The organism is Flavobacterium sp. 21.1 (assembly GCF_057801535.1).
Window position 1 is genome coordinate 261370 of the sequence record NZ_JBYNXA010000005.1, and the last position, 23367, is coordinate 284736.

The following is a 23367-nucleotide window of genomic DNA, read 5'->3' on the forward strand; positions in this document are numbered from 1 at the left end:
TGAGATCAAGTTACTGGGAATAAAAAAAGCCTGTAAATCACATGATTTATGGGCTTTTGCTTCAAAATGAATTGGTTTTAGTGGAGTCGGTGAGAGTCCGACTCTATTTGATTTTTTCCTGTTTTATCGGAGTTTTTTTTACGCTTATTTTCATATAGTGACCGAATTGGTCACCTCTTTTTTTGAAATAAAAGTACTCAAATCGCACTGCGTAAAAGTAACCATTAATCAGGGCTGAGTTAGTTAAAGCCTGTTTGGAATTTGGACAATTTATAAAGATTATCCGACTGTTAAAGGGTAGACCAGTTCATATTTTGAGCTGGTGTATTGACAAAATTCCTCTATAGTTACAAACTCCTGTTGTTGCTTGTTTAGGTCTTTTTCTGTCTTCTGCATAAGCATGATGCGTTGCATGTCTTTGGGATAGATGCATACTCTCTTAGATTCTGTTTTCTGTTTGCATAAAAAGTGTTTATACTATTGTGAAGTTGCATAAAATAAAGTTTTAGAGACAATATTCTTTCCTGAAATTTTATCAGCCACGACCATTCGGTTTAAGAAATTATGAAAGACAGTGTCTTTTATTTTAGCTGTATTTACAAGGTATCAAACAGTAAATCTGCCTGATGGCTTTTATAAATTACGTTCATTGCCTTGCCTGTAGCAGGCGCGTTACTTATCATTTTCCGTCAGCCTTTTTATCAATCCCGAAAAAATAATACCATGAAAAGGATACACCAAATACCAGTAAATCCTTCCGGCTAATCCCAATGGCCTGAAAGTAGCCGTCTGAACAAGTTCGTCTTCACTGACCTTAAATTCGAGCCATGCTTCTCCGGGTAGTTTCATTTCTGCATAAAGCAATAATCGGCCTTCACCTTTATTTGCATAGATGACTCTCCAAAAATCCAGTGCATCTCCTGCCGAAATTTCTTTTTGATTGGTTCTTCCTCTTCTTAAGCCAACTCCACCCAAAAGTTTATCCATAAATCCTCGAATTTTCCAAAGCCAGTTAGTATAATACCAACCGTTATCGCCGCCAATACGCCATATTTTTTCGATGCAAACGTCACGGTTCTGAATTTTTCTTTTGCGCTGGTCACGAAAGCATCCAAATTCCGGAACAGCTATAAATCTGGATATATTTGATTTTCCTCCACTACTTGAATACGCATCTTTCCAACTTGAAATTATTTCATTGTTTTCAATTTTGTCAAAAGCTCTCTGAATTGCGTTTACATATGAAATTGGCTGGATATCTAATAGTTGCAATAAGGCGTTATTTCGGCAAACTACTTCTACCTTCATGCTTTCAACAAGCGAGCAGGCAAGTTTATAAGAGGTTGAAGTAACAAAATATAACCAATAGGAGGAAAGACGAGGTGTCATAACAGGAACAATCCAGATTTTACGTTTCAGGTTCCGCACTTTGGCATAATTCAGTAACATTTCTTTATAGGTAAGAATGTCGGTCGAGCCGATATCAAAACTTTGGTCAAAAGTTTTATGAATCATTAAACATTTGGTCAATGCAGCTATAACATCAGCAATGGCAATTGGTTGGCATCGGGTAAGCAGCCATTTTGGGGCAATCATGACTGGTAGTTTCTCGACCAGATCCCTGATTATTTCAAAAGATGCGCTGCCTGATCCAATAATGATCCCGGCTCTTATGCAGGTAAAATGGTATGAACCCTTTGATAATTCTTCTTCTACATTTTTTCTGGATAATAGATGTTTTGACAATTTAGACTCATTGATAATCCCACTGAGATAGATTAGGTGTTTTGCCTGTGTGGCAGAGAGTACTTTTCTGAAATTTGATGCAGATTGAATTTCAAGATTCTCAAACTTGGAAGAATCGGCCATGGAGTGAACAAGGTAATAGGCAGCATCAATGTCATACGGAATCTTTTGTAGTGAATGATAATCAGTTAAATCAACTTCCAGAATTGTAATGTTTTCCAAAATGGAAGGCGGTGGATTAAAACGGGCTCTATCTCTGACGCAGCAAACCACATGATGGCCATTCTCCACCAATGGCAGTAATATTCTTTTTCCGATATAGCCTGTTGCACCAGTGAGAAGAACTTTCATAATACATTTGATTTAATATGACTATTTACGGCTTTTGAGATTCGGTTTTGATTTCTTATTGTTCAGATAAGAAGTTATAATTTTTTTTAGTTCATCATCAGTTATTGTAGGAAGGCTTTCTTTCAGAAATAATCTGTCTTGCTCAATGTTATGGCGGTAACCTAAAAAAGACGGTACATTTTCCTGTATGCTTAATCGAAGAAACCGCAATTCGGGATTTGATTTGTCTTTTTCGATGGCAGACTCTAATATAGCCTTGCCATCATTATAGGTCTTCAATTTAGAGACCGGATTTATATAGTGTTTGGCTATTATTATTTTTGCAGCGCCATAATATCCTTTTATTAAAATTTCGCTATTATTTGATTCCGTTATACTGATAAGTTCTTTTGCAATTTTTTCGTCATAAGGAGCTTTTAAATAACAATCGCGTAAGTATGACAAGTTGTAATTGTCAAAATGACTAAATAATGAAAATAAAAAAATCAAAAAAAGTTTCATTTGACGTAAGTTGAAGTTTAATTACAGTGACCTAATATTTAAGTTAATTATAAAAACAAATATAGCCGTTTAACGACGTTGCAATGAGGAGCCATATAAAATAAGGCGTGATGAATATGGTTTTTAGCCCCAGTATTCTTAAAAACCAAAACAACATAAATCCAACAAGCATCGTCAGTAAAGCGATTATAACTAAGGCAACTACAGTTTCATGATGTTTAAAAAAAACCGGACTCCATGAAGCATTCAATATCCATTGCAAGAAGTAAAGTAGTATAACGATCTTTTTTTGATTCACTTTAGACCACAGAAAAGTCATGTAAAATGCAAAGCAGATCATAATAGTTGTCCAAGCAAAACCAAATACCCAGCCAGGTGGTGTCCAAGGAGCCTTATTAAGAAGGTGATACCATTCGCTTTTTACTCCATCAGCCGTATAGCGGCCGCTGATCACTAAAGCAGAAAAGTTAAAAATAAGTAATATAAAACTAATACTAATCATTTTTATAGCTGAATGCTGATTGATGATGCTTGTTTTCATAGGATTTTAGGTTATTAAATATAAAATAAATGTTAAAGATAAAAATTTGTTTAATTAAAATTAGTTTTCGTTAAACAAAAATACTAATTTTACGTAAGTATTTAAATATCAGATGGATGAAAATAATCCAAAATCTAATTATTACTCGCTATAGATGGTCTATGCTCTAAATAACACCCTTTTTGCTTGACTATTTGGAACATTTTAAATAACAATTAATTATCTTTATCATGAAAAACAAAATCTTTCACTCCTTAGTAACTGTAAAAAATTTAGGGTTAATGGTTTTAGTAGCCTTCGCTTTTTCATCCTGCTCTACGGATGATAGCGCTACTTTAGAAACTTCAATGTCAAATAAGATGATTAAAGATTCTGCAGAAGAATCAAAATCTGCTTTAGCTCCAGGAAATTCATCAATTGCAGAGATTGCTGTTAACGGTGGATTTAATGAATTGGTTTCTGCATTGGTTTATGTGGACTCTGAGTTAAATACCGGTTTGGTTGATCTTTTTGCTAATGGAAAGGATCAATATACTGTTTTTGCTCCCACTGATCAGGCATTTAAAAATTTATATTCTGCTTTACAAATCAGCAAAATCACTGACCTTCCAGCGCCTTTGGTACGAGACGTTTTATTATATCATGTGACGGATGGAAGACGGGCTGCGAATAGTGTTGTGCCAAAAAATGGAGTGCGTCTAATTACAACTCTTCTGGGAAGTAAGTTTTCAGTAACTGCAAATGGCTCCATTATAGCAATTAGCAGTAATGCTACTATTACCTCTGCAAATATTTCTGCATCAAATGGAATAATTCATGTCATAGATGCAGTGTTGTTGCCGAAATTGAATTAAAAATGGTAATGAACTATAAAAGGCAAAATTTAATGGGCTCAAATTTTTGAGCTCATTTCGTTTTAAACATTTTGTCTGAAAAATTTATTCTCCGTGAGCAGGATACTTGTATTTTTTTAATTTTTAGGTTTGCATTTTTGTATTTTTGTTTAAAATGTTATAAGATAAAATGAACAAAATTAAAACAGTTTTCAGTATAAAGGATTTGGAAAATCTTTCCGGAATCAAGGCGCATACCATACGTATATGGGAAAAGCGCTATAATATTCTGCAACCGGTCCGCACTGAAACTAACGTGCGTTTGTATGATGTTGAAAATCTTCAAAAATTGCTAAATATTGTACTTCTCCTGGAGCATGGTTATAAAATTTCCAGGATAGCCAATCTTAATTCAGATAAGGTTCCTGAATTGGTAAAAGAAATCGTCACTAAAAAAAATATCAAAAATCACGCGGTTGGTGCTTTTAAAATCGCAATGATGAATTTTGATCAGGATTTGTTTCTTAATACTTATGAATGGCTTTTGGAGGAGAAATCTTTTACTGAAATTTTTTATGATGTTTTCATTCCGCTTTTGGATGAGCTTGGCGTTTTATGGCAAACACAAACTATTACACCGGCTAATGAGCATTTTATCAGTCAGTTGATCAAAAGGAAATTAATCTTCAATATCGAACAGTGTAAAAATGATAATAAAGTTCCGAGTGACAGGGTTTTTGTTTTGTCTCTGCCATTAAATGAAATTCACGAATTAGGGCTTTTGTTTACCCAATATGAAATTTTGTTGAAGGGTTATCGTACGGTTTATCTTGGTGAGAGTGTTCCCCTTGAAAATTTAAGAGACTTGAAGCACCATTTCGAATCCATTGTTTTTATTACTTATTTCACGGTTCAGCCCGATATAGATTCGGTTAATGATTATCTGCGGGACATGTCAGTTCAATTGTCCGGCCAAAACAATGAAATCTGGTGTTTGGGAAGCCAAATTCGGTATATAGATCGCACTTCTATTGGAAGTAATGTGAAAATTTTTGATTCAATTTCAGATTTAATTCAACAGATTCATTAATTTTGTTTAATATAAACTTAAAAACATTAAACAAAATGAAACAAAACCATTCAATTACGATTATAGGATCCGGATTTTCAGGTCTTTCTGCCGCTTGTTATTTGGCCCAAAATGGTTTTGAAGTTATGGTATTGGAAAAAAATACGACAGTAGGAGGCAGGGCACGTCAATTGCTTAGGGATGGTTTTATGTTTGATATGGGGCCTACATGGTACTGGATGCCTGACGTTTTTGAAAAATTCTTTTCTGATTTTGGTAAAAAACCATCCGATTTCTACCGTTTGGAAAAGCTTAATCCGGCTTATGAGGTGTATTTCGATAAATTGAACTCAATTGAAATTCCTGATAACCCGGATGAGATAAAGGAGGTTTTTGAGAAAGAAGAGCCTGGAAGCGGGGAATGTTTAAGCAAATTTTTGCTGGAAGCACGATTTAATTATGAAGTGGCAATAAAGGATTTGGTATATCGTCCCGGACTTTCCGTAACAGAACTTATTACTCCGGTTACAGTTAAAAAGGTCAATCAGTTTTTTACAAGTATTCGCACTCGTGTTCGTAAAAAAATCAAAAACGACAGATTACGGCAAATAATGGAATTTCCGGTTTTGTTTTTGGGTGCGAAACCTTCGGATACCCCCATGTTTTACAATTTTATGAATTATGCCGATTTTGAATTGGGAACCTGGTACCCCAAAGGCGGTATGTATGAAGTAGTGAATGCCATGAAAGATTTGGCTTCTTCGCTTGGCGTAACAATTAAAACCAGTCAAAACGTCGAGAAAATTGTTGTTGAAAATGGTTGTGCCAAGGGTGTTTTTGTTAATGGTAAATTTTTACCTGCTGATATTGTTTTGAGCGGAGCTGATTACCATCACACCGAAACTTTGTTAGACAAAACGTATCGCGTTTACTCTGAAAAATATTGGGACAAAAAAGTATTCGCTCCATCATCTTTGTTGTTTTATGTAGGTTTCGATAAAAAAATTGATAACGTTTCACATCACACTTTGTTCTTTGATGCCGATTTTGACATTCATGCGCATAGTATTTATGACAATCCGAAATGGCCCGAAAAACCCTTGTTTTACGCCAGTTTCCCAAGTAAAACGGATGATTCGGCCGCACCTTATGGAAAAGAAGCTGCTATTTTCCTGATACCTGTTGCCCCGGGAATTGAAGACACTCTTGAAATAAGGGAAAAATATTTTAACAGCATCATTAATCGCATGGAACAATTGACGGATCAAAATTTGAAAGACAGCATTTTGTTTCAGGAAAGTTTCTGCGTGAATGATTTTGTCAAAGATTATAATTCCTATAAAGGGAATGCTTATGGTTTAGCCAATATTCTCACACAGACCGCTTTTTTGAGACCAAAAGTCAAAAGCAGAAAGGTTAAAAACCTGTTTTTTACCGGTCAGTTAACCGTTCCCGGTCCGGGAGTCCCGCCTTCCCTTATTTCCGGGAAAATAGTGTCAGATTTAATAATCAGCCAATTAAAAAAACAGAAGCTATGAAAAAATTCTTTGACGAAGTGTCATTCAAATGCAGTGAGGAAATAACCAAAAAGTACAGTACCTCATTTTCGCTGGCTGTTTATTTGCTTGCACCAAGCATTAGGAGTGCTATTTACAGTATTTACGGATTTGTTCGGTTGGCGGATGAGATTGTCGATTCCTTTCACGGTTTTGATAAAGATGATTTAATAACGCATTTTGAATCAGAATATTATAGGGCGTATAATCAAAATATAAGTCTGAACCCGATTTTAAATTCGTTTCAGCAAACGGTGAAAAAGTACAATATTACAGATGATTTGATTCAGGATTTCCTGAAAAGCATGAAAATGGACCTGGTCAAACAAAATTATCAAACCCAATCGGAATACAATGAATATATTTACGGTTCGGCTGATGTGGTAGGATTGATGTGTTTAAAAGTTTTTGTAAAAGGCCATATCGAGCGTTATGAAAATTTAAAATATGAAGCGATGCGTTTGGGATCGGCATTTCAAAAAGTAAATTTTTTGAGGGATTTGAAAGACGATCAGCAGGTTTTGAACCGAAATTATTTTCCAGGAGTCAAATTAAATACTTTTGATGAGACTTCTAAAAAAATAATCATCGATGAAATACACAATGATTTTGAATTGGCTTTGCAGGGCATTAAAAAGTTACCGTTGGAAGCAAAGTTTGGCGTCTATACGGCTTATGTTTATTATAAAACTTTGCTCAAAAAACTGGAAAATACGCCGTCTCACAAAATCGGAAGCGAAAGAATCCGGGTTTCAAATTATGCCAAAGCCGGTTTGCTGGCCAAATCATTCGTATCTTATAAGCTGAAATTGGTTTAAAAATATTTTAACGATAAGAAAATGCTGTATTTACTCATCACTTTAGCCACGTTTATGTTTATGGAAGCCGTAACGTGGTGCACTCATAAATATGTAATGCATGGTTTTATGTGGTATTTTCACGAAGATCATCATCAACCTAAGTACGCTCATGTTTTTGAGCGAAATGATATTTTCTTCGTCATTTTTGCCATTCCAAGCATATTACTGTTTTATTTTGGCACAAGAGGGCAAATCAATGAATTGTTTTTCACTGGCTTGGGAATCCTTTTCTACGGGATTTGTTATTTTTTGGTTCATGATGTCCTGATTCATCAGCGTTTCAAATGGTTTAAGCATACCAAAAACAAATATTTGATTGGTTTGAGAAAAGCCCATAAAGTTCATCATAAACATTTAGGCAAGGAACACGGCGAGTGTTTCGGGATGTTATTTGTTCCATTAAAATATTTTAAAAAATAAGGATGTCGCTTTATTTATTGTTAAATATTGGTTCTTTCATAGTGCCTTTCGCCTACAGTTTTGAAAACCGAATGCGTTTCATTAGTCGTTGGCGTGCAGTTTTGACGGGTATTTCCATAACTGCAGTTTTTTTTATCGTTTGGGACATCATTTTTACTCAAATGAGGGTTTGGAGTTTTAACGAAAGATACCATTCAGGCCTGGCTTTCTGGGAATTGCCTATTGAAGAATGGTTGTTCTTTTTTTGTATTCCATACGCCAGTTTGTTTATTCATTTTGCTTTTCAGCATTTTTTTCCAAAAATAAAGTTGGGCGATCAAATGGTAAAATGGATTTACGGACTTTTGATGTTTTTAATTCTGCCAATAATCGGGTTGTTTTTCGGACGATTATACACCACGATCAGTTTGATTTTACTGGTATTACTTTTGACTTATACAATGTTAAAAATGCCGAATATCCTAAAGACATTTTTCATTACTTTTCTTATTATCCTGATCCCTTTTTCATTGGTCAACGGCATACTTACCGGAAGTTTTATAGATGAGCCGGTCGTGATTTATAACAATGCCGAAAATCTGGGAATCCGATTAGGTACCATCCCGGTTGAAGATATCGGTTACGCTTTTTCTTTGTTGCTTATGAGTTTGATTTTAATCGAGAAAATCGAAAAAGCAAAAAATAAAAATTTATAAGTTACAAACTGTTCAGTACATTCAGGTTGATTTGAACAAATGCCGGGAGTTTTTCTCATCACCTCAAAATCCGGAAATTAGTACACCAAAGAATATGGGTTTTGAAATTACAGATTATACTGGAATTTAATGGCGGATTAACGAAGCAGAGTTTAGACTTTGATGTACTGAAATACCGGATACCCAATAGTTGAAGCCGGAATCCAACAGTTTAATCAAACCGGTTGTATGCATAATCGGATTCGAATGGTTGCTACTGGTTTCTTCTGTAAACATTTGTTGGCAGACTGGTGTTGTAGGGAAGCCAATTTAGCCCACAAATTACGGGATTATGAATTGTCATTAAAGATTGTAAATTGGCAGTGGGCCGTGGGAACGGGTTGCGATGCTGTACCATATTTGAGGTTTTTTGATCCTGCTGTACAGTTGAGAAAAATCGATGAGAAAGAGTAAATATCCGTAAATGGATTCCAGATTTTGATTTAGGCTATATTTCCCCAATAGCAGAAAATGCTTTTGCGAGAGACTGACTTTGGGACATACAAAAAGGTGATTTTAATAGGAAAGTAAAAAGAGAAATGGGGTAAGAATTTTATTTCCCCATTTTGTAAAGTACTAATTAAATGTTAAAAGATATTTTTGTTTAACGAAAATAAAAAAATATTAAACATATTTATTAACTTTACGTAAACTTTAAAAGAAATTTAGCCATGAAAAATGTAATTAAAAATCTTTTTGTTGGTTGTTCTCTATTTCTGATGTTTTCATGTAATGATGATGATGATAACAATACTAACAGCCAATTGCAGACAATATCCGAAATCGCTTTAGGCAACCCAAATTTGAGTGTTTTGGTGGAAGCGCTCGACAAAACTGGGCTAACAGCGACATTTAACAATCCTGGAAGCTATACTGTATTTGCACCAACCAATGAAAAATTTCAGGATTTTTTAAATGAAAATGGATTTTTAAACTTAGATGATGTGCCGGTTCCCCTGTTAACTGAAATTTTAAAAAATCATGTGATTGCTGAGTCTTATACCAGCTCAGAATTGAGTACGGGTTATGTAAAAACTTTAGCTAAAGGAAGTGCTTCATCTTCTAACACTTTAAGCATGTACATTGATTTGACTTCTGGTGTTAAAATCAATGGAGGGGCAGCAAACGGAGGTGCCACGGTAACGAGTGCAAATATTAAAGCGTCCAATGGTATTATTCATGTTGTAGATAACGTAATTAATTTACCAACCGTTGTAAATCATGCCATTGCTAATCCAAATTTCTCATCGTTAGTTTCGACTTTAACCAGTGAAGGGCAACCTGACTTTGTAGGCATACTTTCTGGTGAAGGGCCATTTACAGTTTTTGCGCCAACCAACCAGGCATTTACAAATCTTACCGCTGAACTTGCAGCTATTCCATTGACTCCATCAGCGGCACAGATAACAACCGTACTACAATACCATGTGGTCTCTGGAAATGTAGTGTCATCGAGTTTAACTAACAATATGACAGTAACTCCTTTAGCTGGTGGAACATTTACAATCAGTTTGACAGGAGGTGCAAAAATAACGGATGAAAATAACAGAGTAGCTAATATCATCGCAACGGATGTTCAGGCAAGTAATGGAGTGATTCACGTGATCGACAAAGTTTTGTTACCAAATCTTAATTAGTTACAGAGGTAAAAAATCAATCACGGATTTAATATGAAGTAATAATTTTCATTGTGGACAGAGAATTCATAGCGGCACATTCAAAATAAAAAAATGTATTTAAGTAAATACGGTTTATTAGAAGAAACAAACCCCGAAATTGCTCAAAAAGAGTCAGAAACGGGGTTTTTCTTTTAAATACTTATATGATAAAAAATATGTTTAAGTGAATTTTACTACCAAATCCCGATTTTTTGTTGTACACAGGGTATCAATTTTTAAGGCGATATCGTTTTGCTTGAAGTTTCCCATGATAAATGACCATCGTGATTCTTTGGTCGAAAAGAAGATGTTCGACATATTGTAGTATTCTTTCATCTCCAAATATTCTCCCGAAAATCGTCAGCTAAAACAAAAAAGCCTGTAAATCATACGATTTACAGGCTTTTGCCTTAAAATAGGTTTGTTCTAGTGGAGTCGGAGAGAATCGAACTCTCGTCCAAACGAGCAATCGAAGAGCTTTCTACACGCTTAGTTTCCGATTGGATTTTCGACAAAAAGCAAGGCCGGAAACGGCCACTTTTCGCTTAGCTTTATAAATGTCGGAAAGGATTTAAAGCTTTACCTTTCCTAGGTTTACTTTTACGGTTCCCCTAAGCCGAACGCCATAAACCAAGGCTTTCGAGGAGAATCCAGCTTTCCGACCTGGTCGGAACTAGGCAAATCTTACTATGATTCAGATTAAGCAGCTAAAGCGTAATTATTTTCGCCGTGTAAAATGTTGAAACCTTTTATTAACGAGAATTGTCCCAGTTCTCGACGTGCTTACTTTCCAATTCCACCCGCTGTCAAAACCAGTCGACCCCAGATGCTTTTTGCAAATTTAATCACAAAATTCACAATGCAAAGTTAAAGTAATCAAAATTCGATAAAAAATTATTGCACCTAATTTCTTTAAACACTACATTTGGGCAACAAATAAATAAAAACAGACAAAATTAACAATTTTAACCGTCTTTTTTTATCACTTTTTGTGATATTTTTATAAAAACTGTTCAAAGATTGCAGAATGATGAAATTCGGAATTATTAAAGAAAGAAAAAATCCCCCTGATCGACGCGTGGTTTTCACCCCAGCAGAATTAATTAAATTAAAAGAACAGTTTCCCCAGGCTGAGATTAAAGTAGAACCTTCGGATATCCGTGTTTTTCAGGATGATGAGTATCGAAAATTAGGATTTGAATTGAGTGACGATCTGTCGGATTGTGACGTTTTGATCGGTGTAAAAGAGGTGCCGATCGAATCCCTGATCCCTAATAAAAAATACTTCTTTTTTTCACACACCATAAAAAAACAACCTTATAATAAAAAACTACTTATTGCTTGTCTGGACAAAAATATCGGCTTAATCGATCATGAAACCATTGTCAATGATACAAACCACCGTTTGATCGGATTCGGGCGTTATGCCGGAATTGTTGGTACCTACAACGGATTCAGGGCATTCGGAATGAAATACGAATTATTTAATCTTCCAAAAGCCGAAACTTTAGCAGATAAAGCGGCATTAGTTGAACGTTTACGTCGTCCGATGTTGCCACCTATCAAAATCGTTTTAACCGGTGTCGGAAAAGTAGGGATGGGCGCCAAAGAAATCTTGGATGCCATGAAAATCAAACAGGTTTCTGTTGAAGATTATTTAACGAAATCCTATGACAGACCGGTATATACGCAAATCGATGTTCTGGATTATAACAAACGAAAAGACGGCACAGTAGTATCGAAGGACGATTTTTATCAGAATTCACAAGAATATATTTCTGATTTTGAGCGTTTTACGCAAGTGTCCGATATTTTTATAGCAGGACATTTCTATGGAAACGGAGCTCCTGCTATCTTAACGAGAGAAATGTTAAACGCACCGGATAATAAGATCAAAGTCGTTGCGGATATTTCGTGTGATGTTGGAGGTCCTATCGAAAGTACGTTGCGTTCTTCTACTATAGCAGAACCTTTTTACGGGTATTACCCAAGTGACGGCAGCGAAGTGGATGTAAATCATCCGGGCGCTATCGTTGTTATGGCAGTGGATAATTTACCATGTGAATTACCAAAAGACGCCAGTGAAGGTTTCGGAGAAATGTTCCTGGAACATGTTATTCCGGCGTTTTACAACAATGATAGAGACGGAATTTTGGAGCGTGCCATTATAACGGAGAATGGTAAACTGACCGAAAGATTTAAATACCTGCAGGATTATGTAGATGGTAAATAAAAAAAGTCCCGATTAACTCTCGGGACTTTTTTGTTATCGCTTTTTGAAGAAAAACAATCCTAAAGACAGAAATAGTAAAATGAGGATATTCGGTTCGGACATCCTGTCTGATTCTTCGTCCAGATCCAAAGCTTTGTTTCCGGACATCACCAGTTTTTGCTTTTGTTTTAAAACTTCTTTTTGTGCTTCATTTTCAACAACCATATAAGAAGTATGCGGGTTCATGATTTTGGTTTTAAAACTTTGTCCGATCAGATGCAACCAGTCTTTTTCGTAATTCTCCGGATGAAAGTTTGAATTGACCCACATTTTATGGGCTTCGATTCCGGCATTCCAGTCTTTTTCATCCGGTTTTTCATTTTGCGTCTGAGTGAAATCGGCCATTAAAATACTTCCCTGATCATTATCTGCCAGATATTGGATTTTGTCTTTTGAGCGGAATTCTAAAACCGGTTTTGGATTTGTGCTGATAGCGATATTTTCGGCGAAAGCAGTTTTCGGACTTTTATCGAATCTATGCGCATCCAGACTTCCGTCACTTTTGTAATTGTAGAAAACGTTCTGCTCCGGTAAAAACTGGTTGTAATTTGAAAAATCGCTTTCAATAATTCCGTTTCCGATAGCATCAGTCAGTGTTACGATTATTGGATAGACCGCTTTTGATCTGTCGTTATAGGTGTCAAATAAGATCTTTTTAATGCCTCGGTCGAGATAAAATCCGCCTTCAAAATTAGCTTTTTGCAATTCTTCTTTCCAGTTGGAGTTTAAGTTATAAGTTTCTGAATTGTTGTTCACTAAACTTATTTTATGATTTGTACCGGTTGTTGGATATTCGGCAATAATTTTTTCAACTGAATTTATATATTGATCAACCAGTTTTTCGTTTCCTTTTGAAACATCGATGATAAAGTGGAAGTAAGGCTTTCTGGTTACTTTCTTTAGTTTTGATTTTTGACTGGTTGTCACAAAAGAAGAACTGTTTTGATTTTCGTTTATCTCATTAGGTTCTCCTAAACTCATTTTTTTATTGTCAATCGTAAGGCTGATCGGTTCTTTGTGAATCAGTTCGATTTCAGTATTTCGGGTTTCATTACCCAAAAAAGGAAAAACGCGCAATGCAATTTCTTTTCGGTTAAGGTAATAGATTATTCCCGGATCTTTGTTTTCGTTTACAATGTTTGAGTAAACCCAAAGCGCCGATTTCTTTTCTGCCAGAAGTCCGCGTTCCTTTTTCTTTCCCATATACAGATAATAATCACTGATCAGACAGCCTTCCGGAATTTCAAAATGGGTAGCATATTCGGAAGTACTACTGCTAAGATTGGTTAAATTAAAAGAAATAGTACTGATCCAGATTTGTTTTTTGGGATCGTAAGTGCTTTTGGATGTGATATTGGTTTCGAATTCTGAGCTTTCTTCTGTTCTTTCGATTTCCGTTGAAGATATATCTTCATCAAAGAAAATCTGTTCCAGGTAATTGATTTTAGTATCAGAAAGGGTTAGGTTATCAAGGACAATCCAATTGTAAAAGGTATTTAAATATGGAATCTGTTCGCCGAAAATAAATTCATCGCGTCTTTTTTTGCTTTTTCGGATGTTATGGAGTGTCTTTTTGAGTGATGTGGCATCAATATCGTACGTTTTGGAATAATCCGGATTGTATACGTATTCCAATGCATTGATAAGTGTTGTTCGGTCTTTTGCGTAAGTCAGCGTGATAACTGTCGGTATAACGATAAAGCCCAAAGTTCCCCAAAGTGTTATTTTCGTTGCTGAGAAAACGGTTTTCAGTTCCTTGTATTGTCCGGCAATTTCAGCTGCATGAATCACGGTCAGGATTATTGGCGTCAGCATTAAAAATCCGACACCTATGAAAATGATGGCCGGAATGGATATCGGTAAATAGGGAATAAACACAAAAAAGAAATATAGGGTAAAAGAGAGCGTAATACATCTTCCAGTGAAAAGAAGTAATTGCAATTTTGTGTTTTTAATTGCCGGGATACATAACAATATTCCGTTTACAACTGCCAGAATATAGAACCAGTTGCTGTTGAAATTTCCAAAAATGCCGTTTTCTCCGTCGGAAAATCCTCTAAGTGTAATTACTCCGTTATTGATCAGTAAGCCTAATAATGGGAAAATCAGGCAGAAAACCAGTTTCCAGATTATTTGATAGTCAGTCCATATTTTTTCCTTTTTGATGGCCAGAATGTAAATACTTCTGAACAGGAAAAACAGAAACACTATTGTGCCGGCGAGTACTGCGATAATAAGTGAATGCGCGCCGAAGTTAGTTTCAAGACTACTGGAAAGCGGTATGATTATTTGTGAAAACAGATAAAATAGTATTGGTATAAAGAGCGTATACAAAAAATTGACCCATGCTTTCTGATTCTTCTCCTCATCTGTGAAATGGAGTACAAGGATTAGGATCGAGTGGATGAATGTTGGCATTAAGAAGGTTCCCACGTGAAAAAACAAATTGCCGGAAATCATCCAGTTGGGTATGTTGAAGGGTACTAAATAGTCAATGTAGTAGTAGTAAGTGTAAATGTAGGTGAGGTAAGCGAGTAATGATATAAATCCAACCCAGATCGGGATCAATTGCTTTTTTGCGTAAAAATAAATGGCCGAAAACAGGCTAAGTCCAAATAAGAGAAAAAGAATCGAGCTGAAAATATACCAATTGTTCAGGGATACCGGTTTCAGCAGACTTTTGATAATAAGAAAATCATTATACATTATCGCCGATAGTATGAGCAGCGGAATTGTATTCAGGATTACGATCCATTTAGGTTGTAAAAGAGTTCTCATTTTAATTGTTTAGTTTTTTTAATGAAACATCAGCGGCGATGTAAAAGGCAATCAGAAAGAACAAATAGATGAACGTTCCCTGAAGCTGATGCATCCAGGAAGCAGAGGGCAATAGTCCGTGAGAATTTTTTAAAAATAGTGAAATGATGATTCGGGATGAATTTGCGACGATCATCAGCAGATAGGAGAGGAGCAGTGCTGTCGGAAAATAATAGGCTTTATAGTTTTTCATTCGTAATATTCTGAAACTTAATGCGAGTAACAGGATCAGGAAGAAGTTTGTTCCCGAACAGGATTTGTCAATGATTATGTTCAGGTCTTCATAGTGGAATCCAACATCATTTAAAAATTGAAATTTTGCATTTGCGACAATGCTTACGATTTTGGAAACCGGATAAATAAAATAATATATATCATTTATGGTCAGAAGTGAAAACAGCTTCTTTAAGCAGGCAAATACGATGAGCAGTAAACCTATTTTTTTTATGTCCATATCTATTTTTCGGAAGTTAATTAGGGCAGCCCCAGAAAGGGACTGCCATTTTGAATTATTGGTTATTTGGGTTATCCCAGTCAATTTTTCGTGAAAAGTACATAACAAGGGCCAGAATGATGAATAATCCGATGCTTCCCACTAGCAGCGCATAGTTTTCTAATTGAATGATGACATAAATAAAAGTGTAGACGGAGCCTAAGGCCAAGCCAATGAATAATGGGAATTTTTTGGTTTTTAATATTGAGACGGAGTACAAAACAATCATGCCGATTACCGATACCGAAGCAATCAGGTAGGCCAGCGAGAAACTCGAATGTTCCGTAATGGCTATCAATAAAGTGTAAAACATGATAAGCGCCAGTCCCAGCATTGTGTACTGAAAGATGTGAATGTTGATTTTGTTCACCGACTGAATTAAAAAGAAGATTAAAAACGTAAGTCCGATTACCAGGAAACCGTATTTTGACGCGCGGTCGTTCTGTTGGTATTCGTCTACGGTGTCAATTAGTTTTACACCAAAGGAATATTCATTCAGATTTGGTAGTTTGGAAACATGTTGTTGCGAGAACGACCGATTAATGTCCAATATCTTCCAATCTGCATGGAATCCTTTTTTGCTGATTTTTTTGGTAGTATCATTTGCTGCGAACATTCCTTCGAAGCTTGGGGAATCCCAATCAGAATCCAGACTGATCTGTGTGGTTTTACCGATCGGAATGAATTTGATACTGTTGCTTCCGTTGTATTTCATCGCGAAACTGAAATCTAATTTACCGGTTGCGGCCAGTGTTTTATAATCGAATGTTTCTGTTTCCAGCGTACCGTAAATACTATCCTGTTCGTCTTTTGATTCAAAATTGAAAACCTTATCGTTAAGTTTAACGTTTAAATCACTTTTAATGCTTTTTAAATTTGTCGTTTTGACAACCAAAGAAGCTTTGTTCCATTCGATATCTTCGTCTTTGATGTCTAATTTGTCAAAATTCAACTTATTGAAATTACCGTCAAATTTCATATCCGCCGAATAAACTACGTTGTTGTAAATGCCTCTTTTTAAAGAAGTGTTCTTTTTAATGTCGGAAGAACTGTTAAGTTTTTCAGGGAAGAAATACGCATAATCCACACTGGAATTTAGCTGTATGCTGGCTTTCTTGGTATTTGGATCCAATACGGATGTCTCGGAATATCTCTTATAGGGAACTTTTACGATCGGACCATAAAAAATTACGTCTTTCCCCCACAGCGTGGTTACTTCATTAATGACTTCTTTTTTTCGTTCCGATCTTTCATTGATCAGATTATTCACGAAGGCGAGAGGAATCATTAAGACCAATGTCAGTACACCTACCATCATCATTTTAACGGTAGTGGACTGAAGGATGGATCCTTTGTTCTGATTTGTGCTTTGATTTTCCATTTTGTTTTGAATTTGGTTTTCCATGAATAGTTTTTTGTTTTAAAGTACTTTGTTTTTCAAAGTTGATGGGCAAAAAAATAGCTTTAGCTTTTCTGTATTAATTTTTCAAGTGCTTCAATGTGCTCGCGAAATGCCTTTCGGCCTTCTGCAGTTGCTTTGTAACTCGTGTTGGGTTTCTTTCCGATAAATTGTTTTTCTACGATGATGTAGTTTTCCGCCTCAAGTGCCTTTGCATGGCTTGCCAGATTTCCGTCCGTCACGCCTAATAGTTCTTTTAGGGTGGTGAAGTCGGCAGATTCGTTGACCATCAGGACCGACATGATTCCCAGTCGGATACGATGGTCAAAAGCCTTGTTGATATTTTGAATAATATTTTTCACGGTTATTTTCTGTCGTATTTAAAGTACATAACCGCTCCGTAAACAATATGACAAATCCCAAAACCAAAAACCCAGAAATATAATCCATAACCCGAGAATTCAACAGCTATAAGTCCTAAAATCACCTCGGTAATTCCCAGATAACGCACGTCCCTTAGTGTATATTTGCTGGCATTGACACAAGCCAAACCGTAAAAAATAAGTGTTATAGGAGCCACCAGACCATAATAGCCATTTCGCAGCAGCAATATGGCAAAAATACCTCCGGTAATCAGTGGGATGAAAAAATTGATCAATAATCTTTTTGAAGAAATATTCCATACTTTTTCACCAATCTTTTTAGCTTTCTGCACCGTAAGTAGGTAAGCAGTAACTAAAGAGGCGATAAGTACCGTCATGGCCGTCAGCAGGATCAGTTTGAAAGTAGTGCTTTCGAGAGTAATATATTGTTCCGTGTGATTTTCAATCAGATAATAAACATAACCTGCTCCGACCAAAGCGTAGATTCCGGCTAAAACACCAGAAAAGCCACTTAAAGAAATAAATTGTGTTGATTTGTTCATCAAATCTTTTATTTCTTTCAAATCCTGCAAATAATCTTGAGTATCCATATAAAGTACTTTGAAAAACAAAGTAAGTTATAATATTTGAAATGAACAAGTTTTTTTGAATAAATTTATTGCATGAAACCTTCGGAAGAATATATTCTCAGGCAACCCATACATTATCAGGCGATAATGCTTTTTGTGATTGATGAAGTAAGTAAGATCGTTCCGGAATCGGAATTGTTGTTCAAGTGGGGAATACCCTATCTTTATCTTAAGAAAAAACCTTTTATATATCTGGCTCCTAATAAGAAAGGGTATGTGGATATTGGTTTTGCCAGAGGTTTTCAACTGACGAAACATCTTGATACTTTAGTGGGTGAAGGCAGGAATACGGTGAAGTCGCTTCGGTATTATACGCTGTCTGAAATAGACAATACGGTTTTAGAAGAAGTTGTTAAGGAAGCTTCCGCTTTATACAAATAAAAAAGGCTTTCATTGCTGAAAACCTTTAAATGTATTTTTTACTATTTGTTTAAATCCTGAATATTCCGCCAATCGCAATTACCGTTTCAACAAAGAAGAAATGCTGGGAAGCACTGTCCTTACTGTCGTACGTGGTTCTGATATCGTTCATGTTGATATAGCCTCCTTTTAATTCCGTTTGAATGAAGAAGTACTTGAAAAAAGTAAAATTCAATCCAGCCTTAGCTGAAAGACCATATCCGGCAGCATGGAAATTGTCATGTCGCTGTTTACCGAGAACCTTTGCATTTGTTTTCGGATATAAAAGTCCACCACCGATACCTTCAGTTATATTGATCTGAACTTTATCAGTATTGGGCAATGAGAAAACTTTCGAAATATCATCTACCCTTGAAAATTCAGTGTTGATATAGTTTAGACCGTCAGTATGTTCAAAAGTCAGGAAGTCTTCCGTTAGCAGTAGCTGTCCATTGGGCAAAGTTTCCCCGTAAGATCCAACATTTTGGTAATATCCGGTATAATTTACAGCCTTATCCTGATACATTACATATTTCATATGGTCGACCCCGATGGAAATATTGTAATGATCTGTTATAAAATACCCCAATCTGAAATTGGTTTGTGGTATGGTCATGTTGGCCGGATTGATATAGTCACAATGCCATCCTTTCGGTTTGTCGTGTGCTTCTACATTTTCCAGTGTGAAATTATAATCTTCACCTCTAAAGGTAATATCGGATTTGGAAAAATGATCACGGTTTCCACCCCAAAAAATATAAAATTTCCCTTTATTATGAGCAGTGTATTTTTCTGGAATTGCATTAGCATCCTGCGCCTTACTGTGCTGAGAAAAAACACTAAAAACAAGCACAACCATTAGAAATGGATGTTTCATCAGTAGATTTGAGTCGGGTTAAAATTTATTAATAGTTTGTCTTATGGCAACTAATTTGGACATCAGTCCTTCAAATAAATCTAAATGGAGCATGTTGGCACCGTCGCTTTTTGCGTTAGCCGGATCGAAATGCGTTTCAATGAAAATTCCGTCCACACCAACCGCGATACCTGCTTTGGCAATTGTTTCAATCATTTCAGGACGACCGCCTGTCACACCAACCATTTGATTAGGTTGCTGTAAGGAATGGGTCACGTCTAAAACCGTTGAAGCAAATTCCTTCATAGTTGGGATTCCGCGATAGTCAACAATCATATCCTGATATCCGAACATGGTGCCTCTGTCGGTAACCATTACGTTTTGGTTATTACAGTCAATCACTTTCTGTACCGCATGTTTCATGCTTTCAGGGCTCATGAACTGACCTTTCTTAAGGTTAACTGTTTTACCTGTATTCGCAGCAGCTACGACTAAATCCGTCTGACGAACTAAAAATGCAGGGATCTGAAGTATATCAACATATGCCGCAGCCATCACCGCATCTTCGTTTGTGTGAATATCAGTAACGGTAGGTACACCAAATTCTTTTGAAACTTTCTCAAGGATTTTCAGTGCCTTTTCATCACCAATCCCTGTGAAACTATCAATTCTGGAGCGGTTTGCTTTCTTAAAAGAACCTTTAAATACATAAGGGATCTTAAGTTTGTCCGTTACCGAAACGGTTTTCTCTGCAATTCGCATTGCCATTTCTTCGCCTTCAATGGCGCACGGACCTGCAAGTAAGAAAAAGTTCCCACTGTCGGTATGTTTGATTTGCGGTATGTTCTGTAAATCCATGGTTTTTCTAAAAAGTGATGCAAAGATATAACAAAAAAACCTTCCAATGTAGAAATTAGAAGGCCTGAAATCTTATAATATTCTTAAAATTTCTTATTGTTTCTTGTTAAAATCTTTAATCTGGAAACCAATCGGGCACATTATTTTGCCTCTTTCGTAAATGTTGAAATACAAACGCACGGGTTTAGACTGCCCGGCCCAGCGTACTTCATAAATGTATAATAAACCTCCGCCCATTTTATCATATTTTGTAGGAAACGGACAGCAGGTGTCTACTTTTTCATATGTCAGCGCTTCTCCTTTCGGTCCGGTGATCCCTTTGAAGAAATAACCGATGTATGTACTTTCGCTCGTAACCTGGACCACACCTATATTGATCGGATAATCCTGATTGTATCCGTATTTTTTGGAATCGGCATATTCTTTCAGGATATAGGCATCGTCTTTAACGGCGGGCTTAAGCGCATTGTTGTCAATGTTTTGAATCGTTGATTTTGTGCTGATGCAGGAGGTGAAAGCAGTCACAATTATCAGTAGTGAAAATAGTTTCTTAGTCATACGATTTACTTTGTTTTGTTGAAATAAGCACTAATGGCGGAAATAACGACTCCAAAAGATAAAGTTCCAAATGTGGCCTGATAGATATAGCTTTTCAGGTTAAAATAAGATTCAGCCTGTTCACGGGTCGATTTGTGATGCTCAACCGAATAAGCAATTGCGTTTTTAAAGAAATCAGGCGTAATGAAAGTACTGGTTATGTATTGTAATAAAGGAGTCAAAAGCGCTGCCACGATTGTAATCATAATACCGGAAACAAAACCCTGCTTCCATGTCATTACTCCGTTAAAAAAGTTCTTTTTTTTATCCCGGATCGCCATTGCGTAAATTGCTATGGCAACGAAAACGAACAGCATAGTATAAATCGGGTGTTTGTCGATATGGACATCATGTAAACCAACTGCTTTTTCAAGAAACATCCACGCTAATGACGCAATTATGTAAATTATTCCCCATTTAATTTCAATCCTGTAATTTTTCATTTCAAGCTAAATTTTAGTAGACCAAAATTAACAGTTTATTTTATTGAAGCGAAAAAATTGTAATGTTTGTTACACAAAATCTTTAGGCAATAATTATTTTTGCCAAAAAGAAACGAAATTATGTATTCATTTTACGGAACTTGGCCTTGGTATATTTCAGGGTTGTTGATAGGAGCAGTAATGCTTACACTGATTTTCTTCGGAAAGTCTTTTGGAATGTCTTCCAATTTAAGAACGCTATGTACAATTGCCGGAGCCGGTAAAAATGTGGATTTTTTCAAATTCGACTGGCGTGAGCAAAAATGGAATTTGGCTGTTGTCTTTGGTGCTATTCTGGGCGGGTTTTTCGCGGTTCATTTTTTGAGTGACGGAAGCGGCGTTCAGCTGAATCCTAAAACCGTTGAACAATTGGCTGCTATGCATATCGAGGCGCCAAACGGGAAATTAGGACCTGAATCATTATTCAGTTGGGAAGCTATCAAAACACCTAAAATGCTGGCCATTCTTTTCTTTGGAGGTTTACTGATCGGTTTCGGAACCCGTTATGCGGGAGGCTGTACATCCGGTCACGCGATTTCCGGTTTGAGTAACCTTCAGAAACCTTCGTTAATTGCTGTAATCGGATTCTTTATAGGAGGGTTGGTTATGTCGCATTATATTTTACCTCTAATTTTTTAAGAAAGCATATGAAATTCATCAATTTAATAAAATTCATTTTAGTAGGATTCGTTTTCGGAATCGTTTTAACTAAAGCTGAAGCCGTTTCATGGTACAGAATTTATGAAATGTTCCAATTCCAGTCATTCCATATGTTTGGCATTATCGGTGTTGCTGTGTTTACCGGAGTTGTCGGTGTTCAACTTATAAAAAGAAATAATCTGAAGGATATCAAAGGTCTTCCGATTCATATAGATGACAAAGAAAGAGGATTCGTTCGCTATGTTGTTGGCGGTTTGTTATTCGGATTGGGATGGGCATTGGTAGGCTCATGTCCCGGACCGATCTTTATTCTTTTAGGTGCCGGTTTTTACGGGATCGTAATCGTTTTGGCGGGAGCGTTATTAGGAACTTATCTGTACGGGGTATTTAAAAGTAAATTGCCTCACTAATAGGTAATTACTCTGTTTTTAATGATTAATTAATAAGAAATATACTTTTTTTCTATATTTGTTATTCAACCTTAAAAAAAATAAATAATGAAAAGAGTAAGCGTTTTATTTGTTTCGGCCCTTACATTAGGTATGGTTTTCACATCTTGTAACAAAGACGATGACTCAAGTTCGTCTTCTACGGCTTCAATTGAAGGGAAATGGCAGCATTCAAAGGAGGGAATGATAATGGATGGTGATGAAATGTTGGAAGATTATGAAAACGAATGTGCCACTAAAAAAGACTACATAGAATTACTTTCCGGAAATGTAGCAAAAGAAGGGTATTACCCAAGTGATTGTGTACTTGATATTACTGAAGGTACCTGGGCAAAAAACGGTAATAACATCACAGCTACTTTTGATGGAGAGGGGCCTATGACTGCCGAAATTGTGACTTTAAATGCTACAACTTTGAAAATTAAGTTTGTTGAAGAAGGAATGACTTACGTGGCAGTATTCACAAGAATGTAATTCCGCTTTTTCGTATAAATAAAAAGTCCCGAAGGAAATTCGGGACTTTTTTTATTGTATCTCAGCACTAAGGCCGGCTTCAAGCAGTTTGCCGCACCGCGGTTCCAATTCCTTATATGAGCCTGTTTTTACACCGCATTTACCGGTGTAGTGAACCAGAAGCGCACATTGTTCTGCTTGTAAAGGTTCATGATTGCAAACATCTATCAGTGTATCTATCACATGATCGAATGTATTGACATCATCATTAAACAGAATAATTTCGTAATCAGAAGAGAGTAGTTCTTCTACGGAGACTTTCTCCCTTACTTTTTCTTTTACACTCATAAT

General features: G+C 36.2%; 27 protein-coding genes and 1 other RNA gene. 13 read left to right on the forward strand and 15 right to left on the reverse strand.

Annotated elements, in window-relative coordinates; genetic code table 11:
* Nucleotides 1-672: 672 nt before the first annotated feature.
* Genes AC3E9U_RS13075 through AC3E9U_RS13085 form a run of 3 tightly spaced genes read right to left on the reverse strand, consistent with a single transcriptional unit; the run spans nucleotide 673 to nucleotide 3139 of the window.
* On the reverse strand, nucleotides 673-2097 hold the full coding sequence (locus tag AC3E9U_RS13075; protein ID WP_488747365.1) for an SDR family oxidoreductase: 1425 nt from the start codon (nucleotides 2095-2097) through the stop codon (nucleotides 673-675).
* Between the two features lie 21 nt (nucleotides 2098-2118).
* Nucleotides 2119-2598, reverse strand: a complete 480-nt coding sequence (locus AC3E9U_RS13080) for a hypothetical protein (protein ID WP_488747366.1) — start codon at nucleotides 2596-2598, stop codon at nucleotides 2119-2121.
* Between the two features lie 43 nt (nucleotides 2599-2641).
* Nucleotides 2642-3139, reverse strand: coding sequence for a TspO/MBR family protein (locus AC3E9U_RS13085; RefSeq protein ID WP_488747367.1), 498 nt, complete (start codon nucleotides 3137-3139; stop codon nucleotides 2642-2644).
* 230 nt (nucleotides 3140-3369) lie between these two features.
* On the opposite strand from AC3E9U_RS13085, the gene AC3E9U_RS13090 reads away from it, so the two are divergent.
* From AC3E9U_RS13090 to AC3E9U_RS13125, 8 genes are all read left to right on the forward strand, one after another.
* Complete coding sequence (locus AC3E9U_RS13090; RefSeq protein WP_488747368.1) at nucleotides 3370-3993, forward strand: fasciclin domain-containing protein; 624 nt, start codon at nucleotides 3370-3372, stop codon at nucleotides 3991-3993.
* Nucleotides 3994-4162: 169 nt separating this feature from the next.
* Nucleotides 4163-5062 (forward strand): MerR family transcriptional regulator, encoded by a 900-nt coding sequence (locus AC3E9U_RS13095; RefSeq protein ID WP_488747369.1) that lies wholly within the window; start codon nucleotides 4163-4165, stop codon nucleotides 5060-5062.
* A gap of 35 nt (nucleotides 5063-5097) precedes the next feature.
* Nucleotides 5098-6579, forward strand: coding sequence for a phytoene desaturase family protein (locus AC3E9U_RS13100; RefSeq protein WP_488747370.1), 1482 nt, complete (start codon nucleotides 5098-5100; stop codon nucleotides 6577-6579).
* Nucleotides 6576-7415, forward strand: coding sequence for a phytoene/squalene synthase family protein (locus AC3E9U_RS13105; RefSeq protein ID WP_488747371.1), 840 nt, complete (start codon nucleotides 6576-6578; stop codon nucleotides 7413-7415). Before AC3E9U_RS13100 ends, AC3E9U_RS13105 begins: the two co-directional genes overlap by 4 nt.
* Before the next feature lie 21 nt (nucleotides 7416-7436).
* Nucleotides 7437-7877, forward strand: coding sequence for a sterol desaturase family protein (locus tag AC3E9U_RS13110; RefSeq protein WP_488747372.1), 441 nt, complete (start codon nucleotides 7437-7439; stop codon nucleotides 7875-7877).
* Between the two features lie 2 nt (nucleotides 7878-7879).
* Complete coding sequence (locus AC3E9U_RS13115) at nucleotides 7880-8572, forward strand: lycopene cyclase domain-containing protein (protein WP_488747373.1); 693 nt, start codon at nucleotides 7880-7882, stop codon at nucleotides 8570-8572.
* Between the two features lie 228 nt (nucleotides 8573-8800).
* Entirely contained in the window at nucleotides 8801-9025 is a 225-nt protein-coding gene (locus AC3E9U_RS13120; RefSeq protein ID WP_488747374.1) for an FAD-binding domain-containing protein, read from the forward strand.
* 257 nt (nucleotides 9026-9282) lie between these two features.
* The gene (locus AC3E9U_RS13125) at nucleotides 9283-10248 is read left to right on the forward strand and encodes a fasciclin domain-containing protein (RefSeq protein WP_488747375.1); all 966 of its coding nucleotides are present in this window, start codon (nucleotides 9283-9285) and stop codon (nucleotides 10246-10248) included.
* A gap of 201 nt (nucleotides 10249-10449) precedes the next feature.
* On the opposite strand, the gene AC3E9U_RS13130 is transcribed toward AC3E9U_RS13125, so the two are convergent.
* Both AC3E9U_RS13130 and ssrA read right to left on the reverse strand, forming a co-directional pair.
* Nucleotides 10450-10605 carry a hypothetical protein gene (locus tag AC3E9U_RS13130; RefSeq protein WP_488747376.1) on the reverse strand — a complete coding sequence of 52 codons (156 nt, stop codon included), beginning with the start codon at nucleotides 10603-10605 and terminating at the stop codon, nucleotides 10450-10452.
* A gap of 91 nt (nucleotides 10606-10696) precedes the next feature.
* Nucleotides 10697-11093: a transfer-messenger RNA gene (ssrA, locus tag AC3E9U_RS13135) on the reverse strand.
* A gap of 206 nt (nucleotides 11094-11299) precedes the next feature.
* Between ssrA and AC3E9U_RS13140 the strand changes: the two genes are divergently transcribed.
* Nucleotides 11300-12502, forward strand: coding sequence for an NAD(P)-dependent oxidoreductase (locus AC3E9U_RS13140; protein WP_488747661.1), 1203 nt, complete (start codon nucleotides 11300-11302; stop codon nucleotides 12500-12502).
* Between the two features lie 33 nt (nucleotides 12503-12535).
* On the opposite strand, the gene AC3E9U_RS13145 is transcribed toward AC3E9U_RS13140, so the two are convergent.
* From AC3E9U_RS13145 to AC3E9U_RS13165, 5 genes are read right to left on the reverse strand one after another with little or no spacing between them, the layout of a single operon-like run.
* The gene (locus AC3E9U_RS13145) at nucleotides 12536-15319 is read right to left on the reverse strand and encodes an MSEP-CTERM sorting domain-containing protein (RefSeq protein ID WP_488747377.1); all 2784 of its coding nucleotides are present in this window, start codon (nucleotides 15317-15319) and stop codon (nucleotides 12536-12538) included.
* A gap of 1 nt (nucleotide 15320) precedes the next feature.
* Nucleotides 15321-15812 (reverse strand): exosortase K, encoded by a 492-nt coding sequence (gene xrtK / locus AC3E9U_RS13150; protein ID WP_488747378.1) that lies wholly within the window; start codon nucleotides 15810-15812, stop codon nucleotides 15321-15323.
* 55 nt (nucleotides 15813-15867) lie between these two features.
* Nucleotides 15868-17256, reverse strand: coding sequence for a cell envelope integrity protein CreD (gene creD / locus AC3E9U_RS13155; RefSeq protein ID WP_488747379.1), 1389 nt, complete (start codon nucleotides 17254-17256; stop codon nucleotides 15868-15870).
* 59 nt (nucleotides 17257-17315) lie between these two features.
* The gene (locus AC3E9U_RS13160; RefSeq protein WP_325203370.1) at nucleotides 17316-17612 is read right to left on the reverse strand and encodes a winged helix-turn-helix domain-containing protein; all 297 of its coding nucleotides are present in this window, start codon (nucleotides 17610-17612) and stop codon (nucleotides 17316-17318) included.
* A gap of 2 nt (nucleotides 17613-17614) precedes the next feature.
* Nucleotides 17615-18223 (reverse strand): hypothetical protein, encoded by a 609-nt coding sequence (locus AC3E9U_RS13165; protein ID WP_488747380.1) that lies wholly within the window; start codon nucleotides 18221-18223, stop codon nucleotides 17615-17617.
* A gap of 72 nt (nucleotides 18224-18295) precedes the next feature.
* On the opposite strand from AC3E9U_RS13165, the gene AC3E9U_RS13170 reads away from it, so the two are divergent.
* A complete protein-coding gene (locus tag AC3E9U_RS13170; RefSeq protein WP_488747381.1) occupies nucleotides 18296-18643 on the forward strand; it encodes a DUF1801 domain-containing protein in 348 nt (115 codons plus the stop codon).
* Between the two features lie 49 nt (nucleotides 18644-18692).
* Here the strand turns inward: AC3E9U_RS13170 and AC3E9U_RS13175 are convergent, their stop codons facing one another.
* From AC3E9U_RS13175 to AC3E9U_RS13190, 4 genes are all read right to left on the reverse strand, one after another.
* Nucleotides 18693-19538 (reverse strand): hypothetical protein, encoded by an 846-nt coding sequence (locus AC3E9U_RS13175; RefSeq protein WP_488747382.1) that lies wholly within the window; start codon nucleotides 19536-19538, stop codon nucleotides 18693-18695.
* A gap of 18 nt (nucleotides 19539-19556) precedes the next feature.
* Nucleotides 19557-20375 (reverse strand): 3-deoxy-8-phosphooctulonate synthase, encoded by an 819-nt coding sequence (gene kdsA / locus AC3E9U_RS13180; RefSeq protein ID WP_488747383.1) that lies wholly within the window; start codon nucleotides 20373-20375, stop codon nucleotides 19557-19559.
* Nucleotides 20376-20468: 93 nt separating this feature from the next.
* Entirely contained in the window at nucleotides 20469-20933 is a 465-nt protein-coding gene (locus AC3E9U_RS13185) for a 2-dehydro-3-deoxyphosphooctonate aldolase (protein ID WP_488747384.1), read from the reverse strand.
* Nucleotides 20934-20938: 5 nt separating this feature from the next.
* Nucleotides 20939-21415 (reverse strand): DUF4199 domain-containing protein, encoded by a 477-nt coding sequence (locus tag AC3E9U_RS13190; RefSeq protein WP_488747385.1) that lies wholly within the window; start codon nucleotides 21413-21415, stop codon nucleotides 20939-20941.
* A 120-nt stretch (nucleotides 21416-21535) separates the two neighbouring features.
* Here AC3E9U_RS13190 and AC3E9U_RS13195 point away from each other — a divergent pair, with 120 nt between their 5' ends.
* The 3 genes from AC3E9U_RS13195 to AC3E9U_RS13205 all read left to right on the forward strand — a co-directional run bounded on the left by AC3E9U_RS13195 (nucleotide 21536) and on the right by AC3E9U_RS13205 (nucleotide 23037).
* Complete coding sequence (locus tag AC3E9U_RS13195; RefSeq protein ID WP_488747386.1) at nucleotides 21536-22093, forward strand: YeeE/YedE family protein; 558 nt, start codon at nucleotides 21536-21538, stop codon at nucleotides 22091-22093.
* 8 nt (nucleotides 22094-22101) lie between these two features.
* Nucleotides 22102-22524, forward strand: coding sequence for a DUF6691 family protein (locus AC3E9U_RS13200; protein ID WP_488747387.1), 423 nt, complete (start codon nucleotides 22102-22104; stop codon nucleotides 22522-22524).
* Nucleotides 22525-22611: 87 nt separating this feature from the next.
* Entirely contained in the window at nucleotides 22612-23037 is a 426-nt protein-coding gene (locus AC3E9U_RS13205; protein ID WP_488747388.1) for a lipocalin-like domain-containing protein, read from the forward strand.
* Between the two features lie 51 nt (nucleotides 23038-23088).
* Here AC3E9U_RS13205 and AC3E9U_RS13210 read toward each other — a convergent pair whose 3' ends face one another.
* Nucleotides 23089-23364, reverse strand: coding sequence for an ATP-dependent Clp protease adaptor ClpS (locus AC3E9U_RS13210; RefSeq protein ID WP_488747389.1), 276 nt, complete (start codon nucleotides 23362-23364; stop codon nucleotides 23089-23091).
* Between the last annotated feature and the right edge of the window lie 3 nt (nucleotides 23365-23367).

Excerpts from the sequence above, each read along its gene's own strand:
- AC3E9U_RS13075 (WP_488747365.1), bottom strand. The coding sequence starts at position 2,097 with ATGAAAGTTCTTCTCACTGGTGCAACAGGCTATATCGGAAAAAGAATA.
- AC3E9U_RS13080 (WP_488747366.1), bottom strand. The coding sequence starts at position 2,598 with ATGAAACTTTTTTTGATTTTTTTATTTTCATTATTTAGTCATTTTGAC.
- AC3E9U_RS13085 (WP_488747367.1), bottom strand. The coding sequence starts at position 3,139 with ATGAAAACAAGCATCATCAATCAGCATTCAGCTATAAAAATGATTAGT.
- AC3E9U_RS13090 (WP_488747368.1), top strand. The coding sequence starts at position 3,370 with ATGAAAAACAAAATCTTTCACTCCTTAGTAACTGTAAAAAATTTAGGG.
- AC3E9U_RS13095 (WP_488747369.1), top strand. The coding sequence starts at position 4,163 with ATGAACAAAATTAAAACAGTTTTCAGTATAAAGGATTTGGAAAATCTT.
- AC3E9U_RS13100 (WP_488747370.1), top strand. The coding sequence starts at position 5,098 with ATGAAACAAAACCATTCAATTACGATTATAGGATCCGGATTTTCAGGT.
- AC3E9U_RS13105 (WP_488747371.1), top strand. The coding sequence starts at position 6,576 with ATGAAAAAATTCTTTGACGAAGTGTCATTCAAATGCAGTGAGGAAATA.
- AC3E9U_RS13110 (WP_488747372.1), top strand. The coding sequence starts at position 7,437 with ATGCTGTATTTACTCATCACTTTAGCCACGTTTATGTTTATGGAAGCC.
- AC3E9U_RS13115 (WP_488747373.1), top strand. The coding sequence starts at position 7,880 with ATGTCGCTTTATTTATTGTTAAATATTGGTTCTTTCATAGTGCCTTTC.
- AC3E9U_RS13120 (WP_488747374.1), top strand. The coding sequence starts at position 8,801 with ATGCATAATCGGATTCGAATGGTTGCTACTGGTTTCTTCTGTAAACAT.
- AC3E9U_RS13125 (WP_488747375.1), top strand. The coding sequence starts at position 9,283 with ATGAAAAATGTAATTAAAAATCTTTTTGTTGGTTGTTCTCTATTTCTG.
- AC3E9U_RS13130 (WP_488747376.1), bottom strand. The coding sequence starts at position 10,605 with ATGAAAGAATACTACAATATGTCGAACATCTTCTTTTCGACCAAAGAA.
- AC3E9U_RS13140 (WP_488747661.1), top strand. The coding sequence starts at position 11,300 with ATGAAATTCGGAATTATTAAAGAAAGAAAAAATCCCCCTGATCGACGC.
- AC3E9U_RS13145 (WP_488747377.1), bottom strand. The coding sequence starts at position 15,319 with ATGAGAACTCTTTTACAACCTAAATGGATCGTAATCCTGAATACAATT.
- xrtK (WP_488747378.1), bottom strand. The coding sequence starts at position 15,812 with ATGGACATAAAAAAAATAGGTTTACTGCTCATCGTATTTGCCTGCTTA.
- creD (WP_488747379.1), bottom strand. The coding sequence starts at position 17,256 with ATGGAAAACCAAATTCAAAACAAAATGGAAAATCAAAGCACAAATCAG.
- AC3E9U_RS13165 (WP_488747380.1), bottom strand. The coding sequence starts at position 18,223 with ATGGATACTCAAGATTATTTGCAGGATTTGAAAGAAATAAAAGATTTG.
- AC3E9U_RS13170 (WP_488747381.1), top strand. The coding sequence starts at position 18,296 with ATGAAACCTTCGGAAGAATATATTCTCAGGCAACCCATACATTATCAG.
- AC3E9U_RS13175 (WP_488747382.1), bottom strand. The coding sequence starts at position 19,538 with ATGAAACATCCATTTCTAATGGTTGTGCTTGTTTTTAGTGTTTTTTCT.
- kdsA (WP_488747383.1), bottom strand. The coding sequence starts at position 20,375 with ATGGATTTACAGAACATACCGCAAATCAAACATACCGACAGTGGGAAC.
- AC3E9U_RS13185 (WP_488747384.1), bottom strand. The coding sequence starts at position 20,933 with ATGACTAAGAAACTATTTTCACTACTGATAATTGTGACTGCTTTCACC.
- AC3E9U_RS13190 (WP_488747385.1), bottom strand. The coding sequence starts at position 21,415 with ATGAAAAATTACAGGATTGAAATTAAATGGGGAATAATTTACATAATT.
- AC3E9U_RS13195 (WP_488747386.1), top strand. The coding sequence starts at position 21,536 with ATGTATTCATTTTACGGAACTTGGCCTTGGTATATTTCAGGGTTGTTG.
- AC3E9U_RS13200 (WP_488747387.1), top strand. The coding sequence starts at position 22,102 with ATGAAATTCATCAATTTAATAAAATTCATTTTAGTAGGATTCGTTTTC.
- AC3E9U_RS13205 (WP_488747388.1), top strand. The coding sequence starts at position 22,612 with ATGAAAAGAGTAAGCGTTTTATTTGTTTCGGCCCTTACATTAGGTATG.
- AC3E9U_RS13210 (WP_488747389.1), bottom strand. The coding sequence starts at position 23,364 with ATGAGTGTAAAAGAAAAAGTAAGGGAGAAAGTCTCCGTAGAAGAACTA.